The following is a 16,530-nucleotide window of genomic DNA, read 5'->3' as shown; positions in this document are numbered from 1 at the left end:
CGACTTTTTGAAAAAAATTTAAATTAATTCCGTCGCTTACGATCCGTGGCTCAATTCGAGGGCGGAACGTAGCCTTCGGCTTGGGCGTATTCCTCGCCAGCGAAGAACTTGTCCATCTCGGCCAGGATGAATTTGCGGTCGTCGACATTCATCATGTTCAGGCGTTTCTCGTTGATCAGCATGGTCTGGTGGCCCTGCCACTCCGTCCAGGCTTTCTGCGAGATGTGCTCGAAAATGTCCTGGCCTTTGGCGCCGGGGTACGGCGGGCGGTCGAGGCCTGGCAGTTCTTCGTTGTACTTGCGGCACTTCACGGTGCGGGTCATGGGGCTTCTCCTGCAATCAGTTCGTCGGCCGCGCGTTGCAGCAGCTTCTTGACCGGGGCGGCGAGGCCCAGGCGCGGCGGGGTGGCGAGGTTATACCAGAGCCAGTCGGGCTCGGCCACGTGCGACCCGAGCGAGTCGACACGCACCAACCACGGCTCGATGGCCAGCTGGAAATGGCTGAAGGTGTGCGTCAGGCCTTGCAGGGCCTGACGGCTGGCCAGGCGCAGACCGTGCTGGTAGGCCAGGTCGTCGAGCTGCTCCAGGTTGTCCAGCTCCGGCAGGCTCCACAGGCCGCCCCACAGGCCGCTGGAGGGCCGGCGGTACAGCAGGATGGCGCCGTCGTGGTTGGTCAGCAGCGGCATCAGTGTCTTGCGCTGGGGCAGGGCCTTGCGCGGCTTGGGCTCGGGGTAGCGCGTCTCCTCGCCGTGCAGGTGCGCTTCGCAACCGTGCTGCAACGGGCAGATCAGGCAACTGGGCTTGCTGCGCGTGCACAGCGTAGCGCCCATGTCCATCATCGCCTGAGTGTAGTGGTTGACCCGGGTCATCGGGGTGAAGCGCTCGGCGCTGGCCCACAGCTGGTTGGCTACCTTGGGCTCGCCTGGGTAGCCGGCCTGGGCGGTGTAGCGGGCCAGCACGCGCTTGACGTTGCCGTCGAGGATCGGTGCACGAATGCCCATGCTGATGCTGGCGATGGCGCCAGCGGTGGAACGCCCGATGCCGGGCAGCTCGGTGAGCTGCTCGACGCTGCGCGGAAACTCGCCGCCATGCTGCTCGACGACGATCTTTGCGGCCTTTTGCAGGTTGCGCGCGCGGGTGTAGTAGCCCAGCCCCGTCCACAGGTGCAGCACTTCGTCCTCCGGCGCCGCGGCCAGGGCCTGCACGCTCGGCAGGGCCTGCATGAAGCGGTCGAAGTAGTTGAGCACGGTGCTCACCTGGGTCTGCTGCAGCATGATTTCAGAGACCCACACCCGGTAGGGGGTGATGCCCTGTTGCCAGGGCAGGTCATGCCGACCGTGCTGGTCATACCACTCCAGCACGGCGCTGGAGAACTGCTGGGGGCTCATCGTTTGAACAGCCCCTTGAGCGCATCTTTGAGTTCCGGGCTCACTTTGTCTCCAAGTTTCTCTTCGAGCTTTTCATCGATTTTGTCTTTCAAGCGGTTGCCAGCCAGGGTCGCGGCGACCTTGCCGAGGCCTTCCTGGTCCAGGCGGCAAGCCTTGGCGCCCAACTCCATCGGGCCTCGACAGCGCAGTGGCACTTGCACGCCCACATACCGCTCGTTGACCTGGCAGGCCGGGTCCGGCATGGCGCGCTGGTCGCCTTCGACCACCACGCCGACGTTGTAGTCCATGCCCAGCACGCGCAGGTCGAGGTCGCCGTTGCCGTTGACGGTCAGGCCTGGGATTCGCGCCTTCAGGTCAGGGTTGCTAGCCACGCCGTTGCGGATCACCAGGCTGCCGCGCAGTTCCTGGAACGGTGTGTCCTTGCCGCGCGGCTCACCGCTGAGTTGCTTGCGGTTGAGTGTGGCGATGGCCTGGCACAGCTGTTGTTCGAGGTTGGCGTTGACCAGCACGCCGTCGTTGATGGTGAAACTGGCGGTGCCGTTGAGGGTGTCCACCAGGGCCTTCTGGCTGTTGCCGGTAGCGGTCAGGTCGCTGGCGAGGGTCAGCAGGCCTTTGACTGGTGGCGCCTGGTCGGGGCTTTCACGCTTGATGAAGTGCTCCACCGGTACGCGGTTGATCTTGGTGTTGATCCCCAGCTGTGGCACGGCTGGGCGCACGTCGACGCTACCCTTGGCCTCGAAGCTGCCATTGTACAGGCCGCCGCGCAGGGTCTGCAGGGTGATCAGGCCGCCCTGACCAGTGGCATTGAGCTGTGCGTCGGTGATTGGCAGCTTGTCCAGGGTCAGCGCGTCGAACGCCAGCTCGGCTTGAAGGTCGAGGGTGCGCAGACGCTCGACTGGCAGTAGTTTGTCTTCGCTCCAGGCTTGTTGCGTGGGTGTGTTGGGCAGCGGCGTGGTGCCGGCGCCGGCCACCGCGCTGGCTTCCTGTTGCTTGATCTCGGCCTGGCGTGCGGCGCTGGCGCCCTTGGCTTGCTCGCTCTTGGCCGGCAGGTAGCGGTCGGCGTCGAAGCTGTCGCCCTTCAGGCGCACGCGCAGGGCCTGCTTGGCGAAATCTTCGACGGCGACGCGGCCGCTGAAGGTGCTGTCGTCGAGTTTCACCGCCAGGTCTTCGAAGGCCAGGCTGTTTGGCGAGCCTTCCAGGCGGGTGACCAGTTCGAGCTTCTTGAACACTGCCGGGTCGGCGGTCGCCGGCAGGGTCTGGCCGATCCCGTCGAGGAAGCTGCGCAGGTCGAACTGCGCCACCGACAGGGCGCCGCTTAGCTGCGCGGTCTTGTCCAGGTCGCGCACGTTCAGCTCGCCCAGGGCGCGCAACTGGTTGGCCGAGACTTTCAGCCCGCTCCAGGAGGCGACGTTGGCGGCCAGGTCGACCAGCACCTGGCCTTGTGCGGCGAAGGTCAAGGTCTTGCCGGCCAGCGGCTCGCCCGAGGTTTCGCCAGACAGGCGCATGTCTTCGAGGTTGTAGCGCTTGAGCTTGCGATCGAAGCGCAGCTCGCCGGTCAGTTCGGTGCGCGCCTTGATGTTTGGCTGGCTGGCACTGAGGAAGGCGCTGGCCTTGAGCGGGATGTTCACCCCTTCGTGCACCGCGCCGGTGCTCAACTGGATGCTTTCGGCGCTGTAGCTCTGGCCGGCTTTCTCGTCGGTGTACAGCACCCGCGCGTTGTTCACGGTGAGGCTGTCGATGTCCAGCTTGACCGCGCGTTCGCTGTTGCCTTCAGGTTTGCTCGTCGGTGTTTGTGCGGGCTCGCTGGAGGGCGGCGCGCTGGCCACGTTCGGCTCGGGCAGAGGCTTACCGATGTCTTCCCAGTTGCCGTGGCCGCTGGCGTCGCGCACCAGGGTCAGGTTCAGGCCCTCGACGCGCACATCGCTCATTTGTACTTCGCGGCGCAGCAGCGGCAGGACCCGTACCGACAAGCCGAGCATCTGCAAATCGGCGAACGGCACCTTGGGGTTGTTCAGTGTGGCGATGCTCGCCTCGTGCAGCTCAAGGCCCAGCCAGGGGAACAGGCTCCAGCCGATATCGCCATTGAGGGTCAGTTCCACGTGGGCCTTGTCGCGGGCCAGCTTGCGGATTTCGTCTTTGTAGTCGTTGGGATCGAAGAGGTGGGTCAGGGCGAAGCCCAGCGCCACGATGATCAGCAACAACCCGAGAAGCCCCAGCCCCAGGATTTTGCCGAACGCTTTCATGGGCGAGTCCTTGTAGTCCGATTTGAATTCAGCGGCGAGTATAGCGCCGCGACGATTGGCTCTGCGTATCCTACATTTCGACAAGTGGCGACGTTTCAGTTCACTCGCGTGTCGTTCGGGCGCTGTAGCAGGGCCTGTCCGCATCCGCTCAACGCATGGCGCCGTGGGCCGGTGTCCCTTCGAAAGCGCCCGAAAAGGTGACAGAACATCACCTCGATACAAGCAATACCGATTCAGCTATCGAAAAAATAACGATATCAGATTGCTTTCATGTCATCGGGTGCTGCTAATCTTGCGCCCGCCTGCGGAGCCCCCGCGACTCATTGTCGCGGCGGGTCGCCAGCAACGGCCGGGCTGCTCTTGCGTGCAGCCACACAGAGCCGGGCCATACGTCCGTAGGTCAAGCCCACCTACAAGAAGGAACATTTCATGAGCAGCAGTATCACGTCAGGAGCCAGCACCCCAGGCTTCTTGTCGAAGGAGCGCATCATCGCCCGCCCGGGCTTCAACCGCTGGCTGGTCCCGCCGGCAGCCCTGGCCATTCACTTGTGCATCGGCATGGCCTATGGCTTCTCGGTGTTCTGGCTGCCGCTGTCGCAGGCGCTGGGCATCACCGCGCCGGTGGCCTGTGCGGCCGACATGGGCTTCATCGCCCGCCTGTTCAGCGCCGAGTGCGACTGGCCGATTTCCATGCTCAGCTGGATCTACACCCTGTTCTTCGTCTTCCTCGGCTGCTCGGCCGCGGTGCTGGGCGGCTGGCTGGAACACGCAGGTCCCCGCAAAGCTGGCCTGGTATCGGCGCTGTGCTGGTGCGGCGGCCTGCTGATCTCGGCGATTGGCGTGAAGACTCACCAGCTGTGGATGATGTGGCTGGGTTCGGGCGTAATCGGTGGTATCGGCCTTGGACTGGGCTATATCTCGCCGGTTTCGACCCTGATCAAATGGTTCCCGGATAAGCGCGGCATGGCGACCGGCATGGCAATCATGGGCTTTGGTGGAGGTGCCATGGTGGGCGCTCCTCTGGCCACCGCACTGATGGGCCATTTCGCCAGCAGCACCGAAGTCGGCGTATGGCAGAGCTTCGTCGCCATGGCCGCGATCTACTTTGTGTTCATGACCGCTGGAGCCCTGGCTTACCGCGTGCCGCCGACCGGCTGGAAGCCTGAAGGCTGGACGCCGCCGGCCAAGAAGGCCAACGCTATGGTCACCGACCGCCACGTGCACGTCAGCGTGGCCTGGAAAACCCCGCAGTTCGCCCTGGTGTGGCTGGTGCTGTGCCTGAACGTCTCGGCCGGTATCGGCATCCTGGGCATGGCTTCGCCGCTGTTGCAGGAAGTGTTCGCCGGCAAGCTGCTGGGTAACGAGCTGACCTTCAGCGAACTGAACGCCGCGCAACTGGCGCAGATCGCCGCGATTGCCGCCGGCTTCACCGGCTTGCTGAGCCTGTTCAACATTGGTGGGCGCTTCTTCTGGGCGTCGTTCTCGGACTACATTGGCCGCAAGAACACCTACTTCGCCTTCTTCGCCTTGGGCGTGGGCCTCTACAGCCTAGTGCCGAACATGGGCCACATCGGTAACGTGGCGCTGTTCGTGGCGGCGTTCTGCATCATCCTGTCGATGTACGGCGGTGGTTTCGCCACCGTGCCCGCATACCTGGCCGACCTGTTCGGTACGCAGATGGTCGGTGCCATCCACGGTCGCCTGCTGACTGCCTGGGCGGCGGCTGGCGTGCTCGGCCCGGTGCTGATTACCTACCTGCGCGAGGCGCAGTTGGCGGCGGGCGTAGAGCGCGCAGCGGCCTACGACATGACCCTGTACATCCTGGCAGGCCTGCTGGTACTGGGCTTCATCTGCAACATGCTGGTGCGCCCGGTGGCCGACAAGTACTTCATGACCGACGCCGAGCTGGCCGCAGAGCGGGCCTTGAGCCACGACAAAGGCGCCGACGGCGCGCGTTCGCTGGAGTGGAAAGCCGCACCGGGCAGCCTGCCGCTGGTGCTGCTGGCCTGGGCGGTGGTGGTGATTCCGCTGGCATGGGGTGTGTGGATTACCCTGCAGAAAACCGCCGTGCTGTTCCATTGATGTGAACCCGAGGGGCGCGTTGCGCCCCTTTTCGCGGCGCAAGGCCGCTCTCATAGAACTACACATAACTTGTTGATTTAGAAGGAATCTGTGGGAGCGGGCTTGCCCGCGAACACCGGCAAAGCCGGTGCCATACACCGAGTCGCCTGCTTCGCGGGCAAGCCCGCTCCCACAGGGTACGCGGAGCGCTTGCGAAATCAGTTCTCTGCGCTACAGCGCAGCCCAAAGGGCTGGGTGATCTCCTACAGGGACCGTGTAAGCGCTGGGTTCACACGGTCCCTGTAGGAGCGCCTTGTGCCACGATGGGCTGCAAAGCAGCCCCATCCCCAGCTTGTATAGACCTGTACCGCAGTCATCCCCCCGCAATTGCTACTCCTGCCATATGTCATCCGCGTTTCAAGCCGGCGCGTTCTGGGCCTATAATGGAGCCCTTTTCGCCCAATGATTTTGCGGAGCTGGTGATGGTTGAACGTAAGGCTTCCGTCGAGCGCAATACCCTGGAAACCCAGGTCAAGTGCTCGATCAACCTCGATGGCAGTGGCAAGGCCCGATTCGATATCGGCGTGCCTTTCCTCGAACACATGCTGGACCAGATCGCCCGCCACGGGCTGATCGATCTGGACATCGAGTGCAAGGGCGACCTGCATATCGACGACCACCATACCGTCGAAGACGTCGGTATCACCCTCGGCCAGGCGTTCGTCCAGGCCATCGGCGACAAGAAAGGCATCTTCCGCTACGGCCACGCCTATGTGCCGCTGGACGAAGCCCTGTCGCGCGTGGTGATCGATTTCTCCGGCCGTCCGGGCCTGCAGATGCACGTCCCGTACACCCGTGCCAGTGTCGGTGGCTTCGACGTCGATCTGTTCCAGGAGTTCTTCCAGGGTTTCGTCAACCACGCCCTGGTGACGCTGCACATCGATAACCTGCGCGGCCACAACACCCATCACCAGATCGAAACCGTGTTCAAGGCCTTCGGTCGCGCGCTGCGCATGGCCGTTACCCTCGACGAGCGCATGGCCGGTCAGATGCCGTCCACCAAAGGGTGCCTGTAAATGCAGACGGTAGCCGTAATCGACTATGGCATGGGTAACCTGCACTCGGTCGCCAAGGCCCTGGAGCACGTCGGTGCCGGCAAGGTGCTGGTGACCAGCGATGCTGCGGTCATCCGCGAAGCCGACCGCGTGGTGTTCCCCGGCGTCGGCGCGATTCGCGACTGCATGGCCGAGATCCGCCGCTTGGGCTTCGACAGCCTGGTGCGTGAAGTCAGCCTGGATCGCCCGTTCCTGGGGATCTGCGTGGGCATGCAGGCACTGCTCGAACACAGCGAAGAAAACGACGGCGTCGACTGCATCGGGCTGTTCCCAGGCCAGGTGCGCTTCTTCGGCAAAGACCTGCAAGAGCACGGCGAGCACTTGAAGGTGCCGCACATGGGCTGGAACGAAGTGAGCCAGACCATCGACCATCCGCTGTGGCACGACATCCCGGACCGCGCGCGCTTCTACTTCGTGCACAGCTACTACATCAATGCCGGCAAGCCGGGCCAGGTGGTCGGTCGCGGCCACTACGGCAACGATTTCGCCGCCGCGCTGGCCGACGGCTCGCGCTTTGCCGTGCAGTTCCACCCAGAGAAGAGCCATACCCATGGCCTGCAACTGCTGCAGAACTTCGTCGCCTGGGACGGGCGCTGGTGAATGAGCAGGTCGAAGACCAAGGCCCCGGTCATTACCCTGGCCCCCGAGCAGGAGCGCGAAGCGCTTCATGTACTCAAGCGTTTTCTCGAAGATCGCTTCGAGCTGGAGCTTGGGTCATTCGAGGTGGCCGAGGTCCTCGAACTGTTCAGCAAAGAGATTGCACCTCACTACTACAACAGGGCGATTGCCGATGTTCAGCTGCACCTCAAGGAGCGCTTCGAGAGCATCGAAAGCGACCTGTGGGCGCTGGAGAAGAGCTGAAAGCTGCAAGCCACGAGCTGCAAGCCAAAGCCCGATCGCCTATCGAATGCACGACGCGCATTGCTTGCAGCTTGTCGCTTGCAGCTTGCCGCTTGAATTGACGAAGGAAATAACATGCTGATTATTCCCGCTATCGATCTGAAGGATGGCGCCTGCGTGCGTCTGCGCCAGGGCCGCATGGAAGACTCCACGGTATTTTCCGATGACCCGGTGAGCATGGCCGCCAAGTGGGTCGAAGGTGGCTGCCGTCGCCTGCACCTGGTCGACCTCAACGGCGCCTTCGAAGGCCAGCCAGTCAACGGTGAGGTGGTTACCGCCATCGCCAAGCGCTACCCGAACCTGCCGATTCAGATCGGCGGCGGCATCCGTTCGCTGGAAACCATCGAGCACTACGTCAAGGCCGGCGTCAGCTACGTGATCATCGGCACCAAGGCGGTCAAGCAGCCTGAGTTCGTCGCCGAAGCGTGCAAGGCCTTCCCTGGCAAGGTCATCGTTGGCCTGGACGCCAAGGACGGTTTCGTCGCCACCGACGGCTGGGCTGAGGTCAGCAGCGTCCAGGTCATCGACCTGGCCAAGCGTTTCGAGGCCGATGGTGTCTCGGCGATCGTCTACACCGACATCGCCAAGGACGGCATGATGCAGGGCTGCAACGTGCCCTTCACCAAGGCTCTGGCCGAAGCCACCTCGATCCCGGTGGTCGCCTCGGGCGGCATCCATAACCTGGGTGACATCAAGGCCCTGCTGGACGCCAAGGCGCCTGGCATCATCGGCGCTATCACTGGCCGTGCCATCTACGAAGGCACCCTCGACGTCGCCGAGGCCCAGGCCTTCTGCGACAACTACTAAGCGCAGTAGCCAGCGCCAAGCGGCAAGCAGCAAGCAGGCAGACCGCGTCAGCCTTTACTTGTAGCTTGCCGCTTGATGCTTGCTGCTCTGGGAGAAGTTCATGGCTCTAGCCAAACGCATCATCCCTTGCCTGGACGTGGATAACGGCCGGGTGGTCAAGGGCGTCAAGTTCGAGAACATCCGCGACGCCGGTGACCCGGTGGAGATCGCCCGCCGCTACAACGAGCAGGGCGCCGACGAGATCACCTTCCTCGACATCACCGCCAGCGTCGATGGCCGTGACACCACCCTGCATACCGTCGAACGCATGGCCAGCCAAGTGTTCATCCCGCTGACCGTGGGCGGTGGCGTGCGCACCGTGCAGGACATCCGCAACCTGCTCAACGCCGGTGCCGACAAGGTGTCGATCAACACCGCCGCGGTGTTCAACCCGGAGTTCGTCGGCGAGGCCGCCGACCGTTTCGGCTCACAGTGCATCGTCGTGGCCATCGATGCCAAGCAGGTGTCTGGCCCGGGCGAGGCACCGCGCTGGGAGATCTTCACCCATGGCGGGCGCAAGCCGACCGGACTGGATGCCGTGGAGTGGGCGAAGAAGATGGAAGGCCTGGGGGCCGGTGAGATCCTGCTGACCAGCATGGACCAGGACGGCATGAAGAACGGTTTCGACCTCGGCGTCACGCGTGCCATCAGCGATGCGCTGGGCATTCCGGTGATCGCCTCCGGGGGTGTGGGTAACTTGCAGCACCTGGCTGACGGTATTCTGGAAGGCCACGCCAGCGCGGTTTTGGCGGCGAGTATCTTCCACTTTGGTGAGTACACGGTGCCAGAGGCCAAGGCCTACATGGCTGAGCGTGGAATCGTTGTTCGCTGATAGATAGCTAGGAGGGCTTTGCCCTCCTATGCGGCCGGTCCGGCGCTCCGGCAAGGCCGCTCCACAGGGTAACGCATATCCCTGTAGGCGCGGCCTTGCGCCGCGATGGGCCGCCACGCGGCCCAAGGCCTCAGCCGTGGTTCTTGCCGAGCAGCGCGTGGTACAGCTCGGTGTCCCCGAGAATCCCCACCACTTTGTCGTTGTCCTGCAGCACCAGCTTGTTGCCGGTCTGATAGCGAATCTGCAAGGCGTCGCGCATACCGATATCGGCGTGTACCAGGGTCGGTTTGCGTCCCAGGCCTTCCACCGCCTGGCCCGGCACCCAGTTCTGCATGTCCAGGCCGTTCTGGCCTTGGCGAGCGCGCTTGATCGAATTGCCCTCGCCCAGGTCCAGCCAGGAATCGCCGCCAGGATCCAGGCACACCGAGCCGTTGACCCGCTTGCAGTCGTCCAGGCTGCGCATCAGGCTGCGCCCGCACAGCACGTTGAGCGGGTTGGTGTGGGCGACGAAGGTCCGCACATACTCGTCGGCAGGGTTGAGCACGATTTCCTCAGGCTTGCTGTACTGGATGATCCGACCATCTTTCATGATCGCGATACGGGTGCCCAGCTTCAGCGCTTCGTCCAGGTCGTGGCTGACGAACACAATGGTCTTGTTCAGCTTGCTTTGCAGGGTCAGCAGCTCGTCTTGCAGGCCCTGGCGGATCAGCGGGTCGAGGGCCGAGAACGGTTCGTCCATGAGCAGGATGTCGGCGTCCATCGCCAGTGCACGGGCCAGGCCTACACGCTGCTGCATACCGCCAGACAGTTCGTCGGGCTTTTTATTGCGCCACTGGGTCAGGCCCACCAGTTCGAGCTTCTCGTCCACCAGCTTGCGCCGTTCTTTTTCGGGACGACCCTGCATTTCCAGGCCGAAGCTGATGTTCTCGCGCACCGTGAGCCACGGCATCAGGGCGAACTTCTGGAACACCATGGCGATGCGCTTGGTACGCATCATTTTCAGTTCTGCCGGGGTGCAGTGGGCGATATCGATGTGCTTGCCTTCGTGCTCGACGAACAGCTTGCCACGGCTGACCGTGTTCAGCCCGTTGATGCAGCGCAGCAGGCTCGACTTGCCCGAGCCGGACAGGCCCATGAGCACGCAGATCTCGCCCTTGTTGATGTCCAGGTTGGCTTTCTCGACCCCCACCACCAAGCCGGTCTGCTTGAGAATCTGCTCGCGGGTCTGGCCCTTGTCGAGCAAGGCCAGTGCCTCGCGTGGCTTGCTGGAGAAAATGACGTCGACGTCTTCGAAACGAATGATGCTCATGCCTCACCCCTTGCTGGCAGCTCCGGTTGCTTGCAGATACGGTCGAGCATGATTGCCAGCAGCACGATGGCCAGGCCTGCTTCGAAGCCCAGGGAAATATCGGCGGTATTCAGTGCGTTGACCACGGGTTTGCCCAGGCCGTCGGCGCCCACCAGGGCGGCGATCACCACCATCGACAGCGACAGCATGATGCATTGCGTCACGCCTGCCGCGATGCTTGGCATGGCGTGGGGGAGTTCGATACGGGTCAGCAGTTGGCGGCGTGAGCAGCCAAACGCCTTGCCGGCATCCATCAGTTCCTGTGGCACATCGCAGATGCCCAGGTAGGTGAGGCGGATCGGCGCGGCGATGGCGAACACCACGGTCGAGATCAGCCCCGGCACCACGCCAAGGCCGAACAGGGTCAGCGTGGGGATCAGGTAAACGAAGGTAGGCACGGTCTGCATCAGGTCCAGCACCGGACGCATGGCGGTGTAGAACATCGGTTTGTGTGCAGCGACGATGCCCAGCGGCACGCCGATGGCCACGCACACTACCGTGGCGAAACTGACCTGCGCCAGGGTCTCCATGGTTTCCTGCCAGTAACCCAGGTTGAGGATCAGCAGGAACGACAGCGCGACGAATACCGTCAGCCCCACGCGGCGCTGGATGAGGTGCGCAAGGGCGGCGAACAGGGCGATGAGCACGAACGGGTTGAACCAGGTCAGGGTGCTGGTGACGCCATGGATCATGAACTCCAGGCCCCGAGCGATGGCGTCGAAGTAATTGGCGCCATTCTGGGTCAACCATTCGACGAATGAGGCGATGTACTGCCCCAACGGTAATTTTTGATCGATAAGCATGATAGCGAGCTTCCACCTGCAAAGATTGAAATCAGTCCGGGGCGGCACGGTCCCGCCCCGAGATAGCGCTATTGCGTTGTTTGTTATTGCGCCAGCTTGGCCTTGGCCGCCTCAAGGCCTGGTTTGCCATCCACGGTCGTCACGCCCGCCAGCCAGGTATCCAGCTTGCCGGGATTGTCCTTGAGCCACTTCTTCGCAGCGGCTTCGGGTTTCATCTTGTCGTCCAGGACATAGCCCATCATCGTGCTTTCATCCTTGAGTTCGAACGACAGGTTCTTCAGCAGTTGGCCGACGTTGCTGCACTCCTGGGTGTACCCCTTGCGGGTGTTGGTCAGCACGGTCGCCTTGCCGAACTCGGGGCCGAAGAAGTCATCGCCACCGGTCAGGTACTGCATCTTGAAGCGGGTGTTCATCGGATGCGGTTCCCAACCCAGGAACACTACGGCCTCGCCGCGCTTCTGCGCCCGGTCGACCTGCGACAGCATGCCGGCCTCGCTCGACTGCACCAGTTTGAAACCGGCGCTCTTCAAGCCGAAGGCATCCTTGTCGATCATGCTTTGGATGGTTCGGTTGCCGTCGTTACCCGGTTCGATACCGTAGATCTTGCCGCCCAACTCCTGCTTGAACTTGGGGATGTCGGCGAAATCCTTCAGGCCCTTGTCGTACAGCGCCTGGGGCACCGCCAGGGTGTACTTGGCGTTTTCCAGGTTGGCACGTACGGTCTCGACGGTACCGGCGTCGCGGTACTGCTTGATGTCGTTTTCCATGGTCGGCATCCAGTTGCCGAGGAACACGTCCAGATCCTTGCCTGAGGCCAGCGATTTGTAGGTGACCGGCACCGAGATCATGGTGGTGTGGGTCTTGTAGCCCAGCGCTTCGAGCACGACGCTGGTGGTGGCGGTGGTCACTGTGATGTCGGTCCAGCCGACATCGGAAAAGCGCACCGTCTGACACTGCTCGGGTTCGGCGGCCTGGGTCAGCAGCGGTGCGCAGAGCATCGCGGCCAGCAACAGCGAGGGTGAAGCTTTCATAGGTGGACTCCTGTGATTTTATCTTCGGGTTCGCGAAGGGCTGCCAGCGCTTTCTAGGGAGCCGGTCAGCCAGGCCTGCAGAGGGCAGGATGCGAGGCCGTGCAAAACGAGTCGCTTTCGATAATCCTCCAGCGTTCGGCAATCGCCTACTGGTGGCGTCGTATCCAGTACAGGACGGGTCGCATCCAGTACGGGCGATGTCGCAACTGAGCTTTTCCACCCCCGCACCCCTGTTTTCACGTCGCCTGGCCGCTGGAAAACGGCGCAGGCAGGGTCGGATCGGCAGCGGCGCTGCCGGACAAAAGTACGTCGGTTGCAGACGGCGAAGGGGTAGGTAAAAGCCCGATGATGCGTGCATTCCAAGGCGGCTCGACGATTCAGCCTAGCAGTTGTGCAAGGCATCGTTTGGCGCGTCCAGACAGCCCATCAAGAGGTGATGCGACAATGGCCATCAGCGTGTTCGACCTGTTCAAGATCGGTGTCGGGCCCTCCAGCTCACACACCGTCGGCCCCATGCGCGCCGGCGCGCTGTTCGTCCAGGGGCTGCGTGAGCGCGGCGACCTTGCGCAGGTGCGGCGCATCGAAGTGCGCTTGTACGGCTCGCTGTCGGCCACTGGCGTCGGCCATGGCACCGACAACGCCACGATCATGGGGCTGATGGGCGAATGGCCCGACGCGATCGACCCTACCCAGATCGCACCACGCATTGCGCAATTGCGCGAAACCAACGTGCTCCAGCTCGACAGCCAGTTGCCCATCGAATTCGTCTGGGCGCGCGACATGCTGCTGCTCGACGAGAACCTGCCGTACCACCCGAATGCCATGACCTTGGTGGCTGAAGGCGAGGCTGGCGAGCTGCACCGCGACACCTACTACTCGGTGGGCGGTGGCTTCGTGGTGGACGCCGCACAGGCCGCCAGCGGTGTGCTGGACGCTGACCAGACCGTGCTGCCGTACGACTTCAACAGCGCCGCCGAGCTGCTGCGCCTGTGCAAGCAAAACGACCTGCGCGTGTCGCAATTGATGATGGCCAACGAAAAAGTCTGGCGCAGCGAGGCCGAAATTCGCGCAGGTTTGCTCAAGCTCTGGCAAGCCATGCAGGAATGCGTGAACAACGGCCTGAAATACGAAGGTACGCTGCCAGGCGGACTCAACGTGCGCCGCCGCGCCGCCAAGCTGCACCGTAGCTTGCAGGAGCTGGGCAAACCTAATGTGATTGGTTCGACCATGAGCGCCATGGAGTGGGTCAACCTGTTCGCCCTGGCGGTCAACGAAGAGAACGCCGCTGGCGGACGCATGGTTACCGCACCCACCAACGGTGCGGCAGGCATCATCCCGGCGGTGCTGCACTACTACATGCGTTTCTCCGACGTAGTGGATGAAAGCAACGTGGTCGACTTCTTCCTCGGCGCTGCTGCGGTGGGCATCCTGTGCAAGAAGAATGCGTCCATCTCCGGGGCCGAGGTCGGTTGCCAGGGTGAAGTGGGTTCGGCCTGCGCCATGGCCGCGGCCGGCCTTGCCGAAGTGCTCGGAGCGACCCCGGCGCAGTTGGAGAACGCCGCCGAAATTGCCCTGGAGCACAACCTTGGGCTGACCTGCGACCCGGTGGGCGGGTTGGTGCAGGTGCCGTGCATCGAACGCAACGCGATTGCGGCGGTGAAGGCCATCAACGCCGTACAAATGGCCCTGCGCGGCGACGGCGAGCATTTCATTTCCCTCGACCAGGTGATCCGCACCATGCGTGACACCGGTGCCGACATGCACGACAAGTACAAAGAAACCTCTCGCGGAGGCCTCGCGGTCAGCGCCATCGAGTGCTGATGCGCCGTTTTTGATCACGCACGGCGACTGCGCCATCTTATGGCGCAGTCGCCGTCTTTCTACCGGCCGTCGGCTGTCGTTACCAGTAGGGTCGTTGTCGGTGACACTCAAGTCTGTCGCTTCTGGGCAACCTACCCAAAAGTGCTACCGAATTGCTCAGTAGTGACGCGCAACGGCGCTGGCCCGCCCCTTTGCGCTCGATCCCGAACACCCTCGCAAACCCAACTACGTCAATCACATGAGGTCGTTTTTGGGTTTTTTCGGATGGTCGTTCAATTTAGGCACGGCGATTGCGTTGAGATTGGCAAAGCCCCTGCATACGAAACGGGGGCAATAACAAGAAACCAGTGTCCGCCTGAGACACATCCAGCATCAGTGTGAGGAGAAATCGCGATGACGTCCTACAGCTCCGGGAATCCAACCCAGAACCGCACAGCCCCGCAGTCGATCGGCTTTCTCCTGCTGGACAATTTCACCCTGATTTCCCTGGCCTCGGCAGTGGAACCGCTGCGCATGGCCAACCAGCTGTCCGGCCGCGAGCTGTACCGTTGGCACACGCTGACCGTGGACGGTGGCCAAGTGTGGGCCAGCGACGGTTTGCAGATCACCCCCGATGCAGCCATGCACAGCGCTCCGCCGATGGACACCGTGATCGTCTGCGGCGGCGTAGGCATCCAGCGCACGGTTACCCGTGAGCATGTGACCTGGCTGCAAGCCCAGGCCCGCCAGTCGCGCCGCCTGGGTGCGGTGTGCACCGGCAGTTGGGCACTGGCCTGCGCCGGTCTGCTCGACGGCTTCGATTGCAGCGTGCACTGGGAGTGTCTGGCCGCCATGCAGGAGGCCTACCCGCGGGTGAACATGAGCACCCGTCTGTTCACCCTCGACCGTAACCGTTTCACCAGCTCCGGCGGCACCGCGCCGCTGGACATGATGCTGCACCTGATCAGCCGCGACCATGGCCGCGAGCTGTCGGCGGCGATCTCCGAGATGTTCGTCTACGAGCGCATCCGCAACGAGCAGGACCACCAGCGCGTGCCGCTCAAGCACATGCTCGGCACCAACCAGCCCAAGTTGCAGGAAATCGTCGCGCTGATGGAGGCCAACCTCGAAGAGCCAATCGACCTGGACGAACTGGCCGTGTATGTGTCGGTTTCGCGCCGCCAGCTTGAGCGCCTGTTCCAGAAGTACCTGCACTGTTCGCCGTCGCGCTACTACCTCAAGCTGCGCTTGATCCGCGCCCGGCAGTTGCTCAAGCAGACGCCGATGTCGATCATCGAGGTGGCTTCGGTGTGCGGGTTCGTCTCCACGCCGCATTTCTCCAAGTGCTACCGCGAATACTTCGGCATCCCGCCGCGTGACGAACGCGTGGGCTCCAACACCACCCAGCAGGTGGCGATGATGCCGATTCCGCAAGCCATGGCCCTGTCGCCGCACAGCGGGCCGATGGCGGCGCTGAGTCAGGCGCGCAACGAGTCGACGTTCGCCAGTGTGAGGCTCTGACACGGCGCTGCTTGCTTCGTGGTGCCACAGGTACTGCGAAGCAGTCAGCGGCGATTGTATAAATCCATCTGTTGATAATGATTCTCGACTACGGGTAACATCGCCGCCTCTGAAACATCCTTGGCATACCACTCCGTGGCGGACGATAAACTCGAGCTCTACCTGGCCCACCGCCCGGCGCTGGTGGACTACGCCGCGCCGATCGTCGGTTGCCGCGCCCGCGCCGAGGATGTGGTCCAGGAGGCTTGGCTGCGCTTGAGCAGCCAGCCGCTGGACGCTGAGATTCGCCACCCCGCCAGTTACCTGTACCGCATCGTGCGCAACCTGGCGCTGGACCAGACCCGCCGCACAGCCACCGAAAAAGCCCAGCCTGGAGGCGATGAGATACTTGCCGAACTGCCGGCCAGCACCGCCTCGCCGGAGCAGTCGGTGAGCCAGCAGAGCGAGCTCGGCGCCATCAGTCGCGCCCTCGAGGAACTGCCCCTGCGTACCCGCACCGCCTTCGAGATGCACCGCCTGGGGGGTTACACCTTGCAGCAAGTGGCCAATCACCTGGAGGTCTCGGTCAGCCTGGTGCATCAACTGGTGCACGATGCCCTGCGTCACTGTCTGGAACGGCTGGAGGAAGATCTGTGAAAAAACC

15 protein-coding genes are annotated in these 16,530 nt (G+C 63.0%); 9 read left to right on the top strand and 6 right to left on the bottom strand.

Features of this window, described 5'->3' with window-relative positions; genetic code table 11:
- Positions 1 to 50 precede the first annotated feature (50 nt).
- Genes ACNFIC_RS12500 through ACNFIC_RS12490 form a run of 3 tightly spaced genes read right to left on the bottom strand, consistent with a single transcriptional unit; the run spans position 51 to position 3,630 of the window.
- Positions 51 to 323 carry an oxidative damage protection protein gene (locus ACNFIC_RS12500; protein ID WP_138219344.1) on the bottom strand — a complete coding sequence of 91 codons (273 nt, stop codon included), beginning with the start codon at positions 321 to 323 and terminating at the stop codon, positions 51 to 53.
- A complete protein-coding gene (mutY, locus tag ACNFIC_RS12495; RefSeq protein ID WP_416781103.1) occupies positions 320 to 1,387 on the bottom strand; it encodes an A/G-specific adenine glycosylase in 1,068 nt (355 codons plus the stop codon). The genes ACNFIC_RS12500 and mutY overlap by 4 nt, the downstream gene beginning before the upstream one ends.
- Entirely contained in the window at positions 1,384 to 3,630 is a 2,247-nt protein-coding gene (locus tag ACNFIC_RS12490) for an AsmA family protein (protein WP_416781102.1), read from the bottom strand. The genes mutY and ACNFIC_RS12490 overlap by 4 nt, the downstream gene beginning before the upstream one ends.
- Before the next feature lie 429 nt (positions 3,631 to 4,059).
- Here ACNFIC_RS12490 and ACNFIC_RS12485 point away from each other — a divergent pair, with 429 nt between their 5' ends.
- The 6 genes from ACNFIC_RS12485 (at position 4,060) to hisF (ending at position 9,384) form a co-directional block, all read left to right on the top strand.
- Positions 4,060 to 5,712, top strand: a complete 1,653-nt coding sequence (locus ACNFIC_RS12485) for an OFA family MFS transporter (protein ID WP_138219341.1) — start codon at positions 4,060 to 4,062, stop codon at positions 5,710 to 5,712.
- Between the two features lie 461 nt (positions 5,713 to 6,173).
- A complete protein-coding gene (gene hisB, locus ACNFIC_RS12480; protein ID WP_416781101.1) occupies positions 6,174 to 6,767 on the top strand; it encodes an imidazoleglycerol-phosphate dehydratase HisB in 594 nt (197 codons plus the stop codon).
- The gene (gene hisH / locus ACNFIC_RS12475) at positions 6,768 to 7,406 is read left to right on the top strand and encodes an imidazole glycerol phosphate synthase subunit HisH (protein WP_416781100.1); all 639 of its coding nucleotides are present in this window, start codon (positions 6,768 to 6,770) and stop codon (positions 7,404 to 7,406) included. It abuts the gene before it with no gap.
- Positions 7,407 to 7,667 carry a DUF2164 domain-containing protein gene (locus tag ACNFIC_RS12470; RefSeq protein WP_138219339.1) on the top strand — a complete coding sequence of 87 codons (261 nt, stop codon included), beginning with the start codon at positions 7,407 to 7,409 and terminating at the stop codon, positions 7,665 to 7,667.
- A 114-nt stretch (positions 7,668 to 7,781) separates the two neighbouring features.
- Positions 7,782 to 8,513, top strand: coding sequence for a 1-(5-phosphoribosyl)-5-[(5-phosphoribosylamino)methylideneamino]imidazole-4-carboxamide isomerase (hisA, locus tag ACNFIC_RS12465; RefSeq protein ID WP_416781099.1), 732 nt, complete (start codon positions 7,782 to 7,784; stop codon positions 8,511 to 8,513).
- 100 nt (positions 8,514 to 8,613) lie between these two features.
- The gene (gene hisF, locus ACNFIC_RS12460; RefSeq protein WP_138219337.1) at positions 8,614 to 9,384 is read left to right on the top strand and encodes an imidazole glycerol phosphate synthase subunit HisF; all 771 of its coding nucleotides are present in this window, start codon (positions 8,614 to 8,616) and stop codon (positions 9,382 to 9,384) included.
- A 130-nt stretch (positions 9,385 to 9,514) separates the two neighbouring features.
- Here the strand turns inward: hisF and choV are convergent, their stop codons facing one another.
- The 3 genes from choV to ACNFIC_RS12445 all read right to left on the bottom strand — a co-directional run bounded on the left by choV (position 9,515) and on the right by ACNFIC_RS12445 (position 12,566).
- Positions 9,515 to 10,693: a choline ABC transporter ATP-binding protein gene (gene choV / locus ACNFIC_RS12455; RefSeq protein WP_138219336.1), complete on the bottom strand. Its 1,179-nt coding sequence runs from the start codon at positions 10,691 to 10,693 to the stop codon at positions 9,515 to 9,517.
- Positions 10,690 to 11,538: a choline ABC transporter permease subunit gene (choW, locus tag ACNFIC_RS12450; protein WP_171030933.1), complete on the bottom strand. Its 849-nt coding sequence runs from the start codon at positions 11,536 to 11,538 to the stop codon at positions 10,690 to 10,692. Before choW ends, choV begins: the two co-directional genes overlap by 4 nt.
- An 80-nt stretch (positions 11,539 to 11,618) precedes the next feature.
- Complete coding sequence (locus ACNFIC_RS12445) at positions 11,619 to 12,566, bottom strand: choline ABC transporter substrate-binding protein (RefSeq protein WP_138219334.1); 948 nt, start codon at positions 12,564 to 12,566, stop codon at positions 11,619 to 11,621.
- Positions 12,567 to 13,010: 444 nt separating this feature from the next.
- Between ACNFIC_RS12445 and ACNFIC_RS12440 the strand changes: the two genes are divergently transcribed.
- The 3 genes from ACNFIC_RS12440 to ACNFIC_RS12430 all read left to right on the top strand — a co-directional run bounded on the left by ACNFIC_RS12440 (position 13,011) and on the right by ACNFIC_RS12430 (position 16,523).
- Complete coding sequence (locus ACNFIC_RS12440; protein WP_138219333.1) at positions 13,011 to 14,387, top strand: L-serine ammonia-lyase; 1,377 nt, start codon at positions 13,011 to 13,013, stop codon at positions 14,385 to 14,387.
- Positions 14,388 to 14,780: 393 nt separating this feature from the next.
- Positions 14,781 to 15,887, top strand: a complete 1,107-nt coding sequence (locus ACNFIC_RS12435; RefSeq protein ID WP_416781098.1) for a GlxA family transcriptional regulator — start codon at positions 14,781 to 14,783, stop codon at positions 15,885 to 15,887.
- 120 nt (positions 15,888 to 16,007) lie between these two features.
- Positions 16,008 to 16,523 carry a sigma-70 family RNA polymerase sigma factor gene (locus ACNFIC_RS12430; RefSeq protein ID WP_416781097.1) on the top strand — a complete coding sequence of 172 codons (516 nt, stop codon included), beginning with the start codon at positions 16,008 to 16,010 and terminating at the stop codon, positions 16,521 to 16,523.
- Positions 16,524 to 16,530 lie beyond the last annotated feature (7 nt).

The sequence above is a fragment of the Pseudomonas sp. NY15463 genome (genome assembly GCF_048068415.1).
GTDB lineage: Bacteria > Pseudomonadota > Gammaproteobacteria > Pseudomonadales > Pseudomonadaceae > Aquipseudomonas > Aquipseudomonas mosselii_C.
The sequence above is the reverse complement of the archived record's forward strand: the minus strand, read 5'-3'. Positions and strand labels throughout refer to the sequence as shown.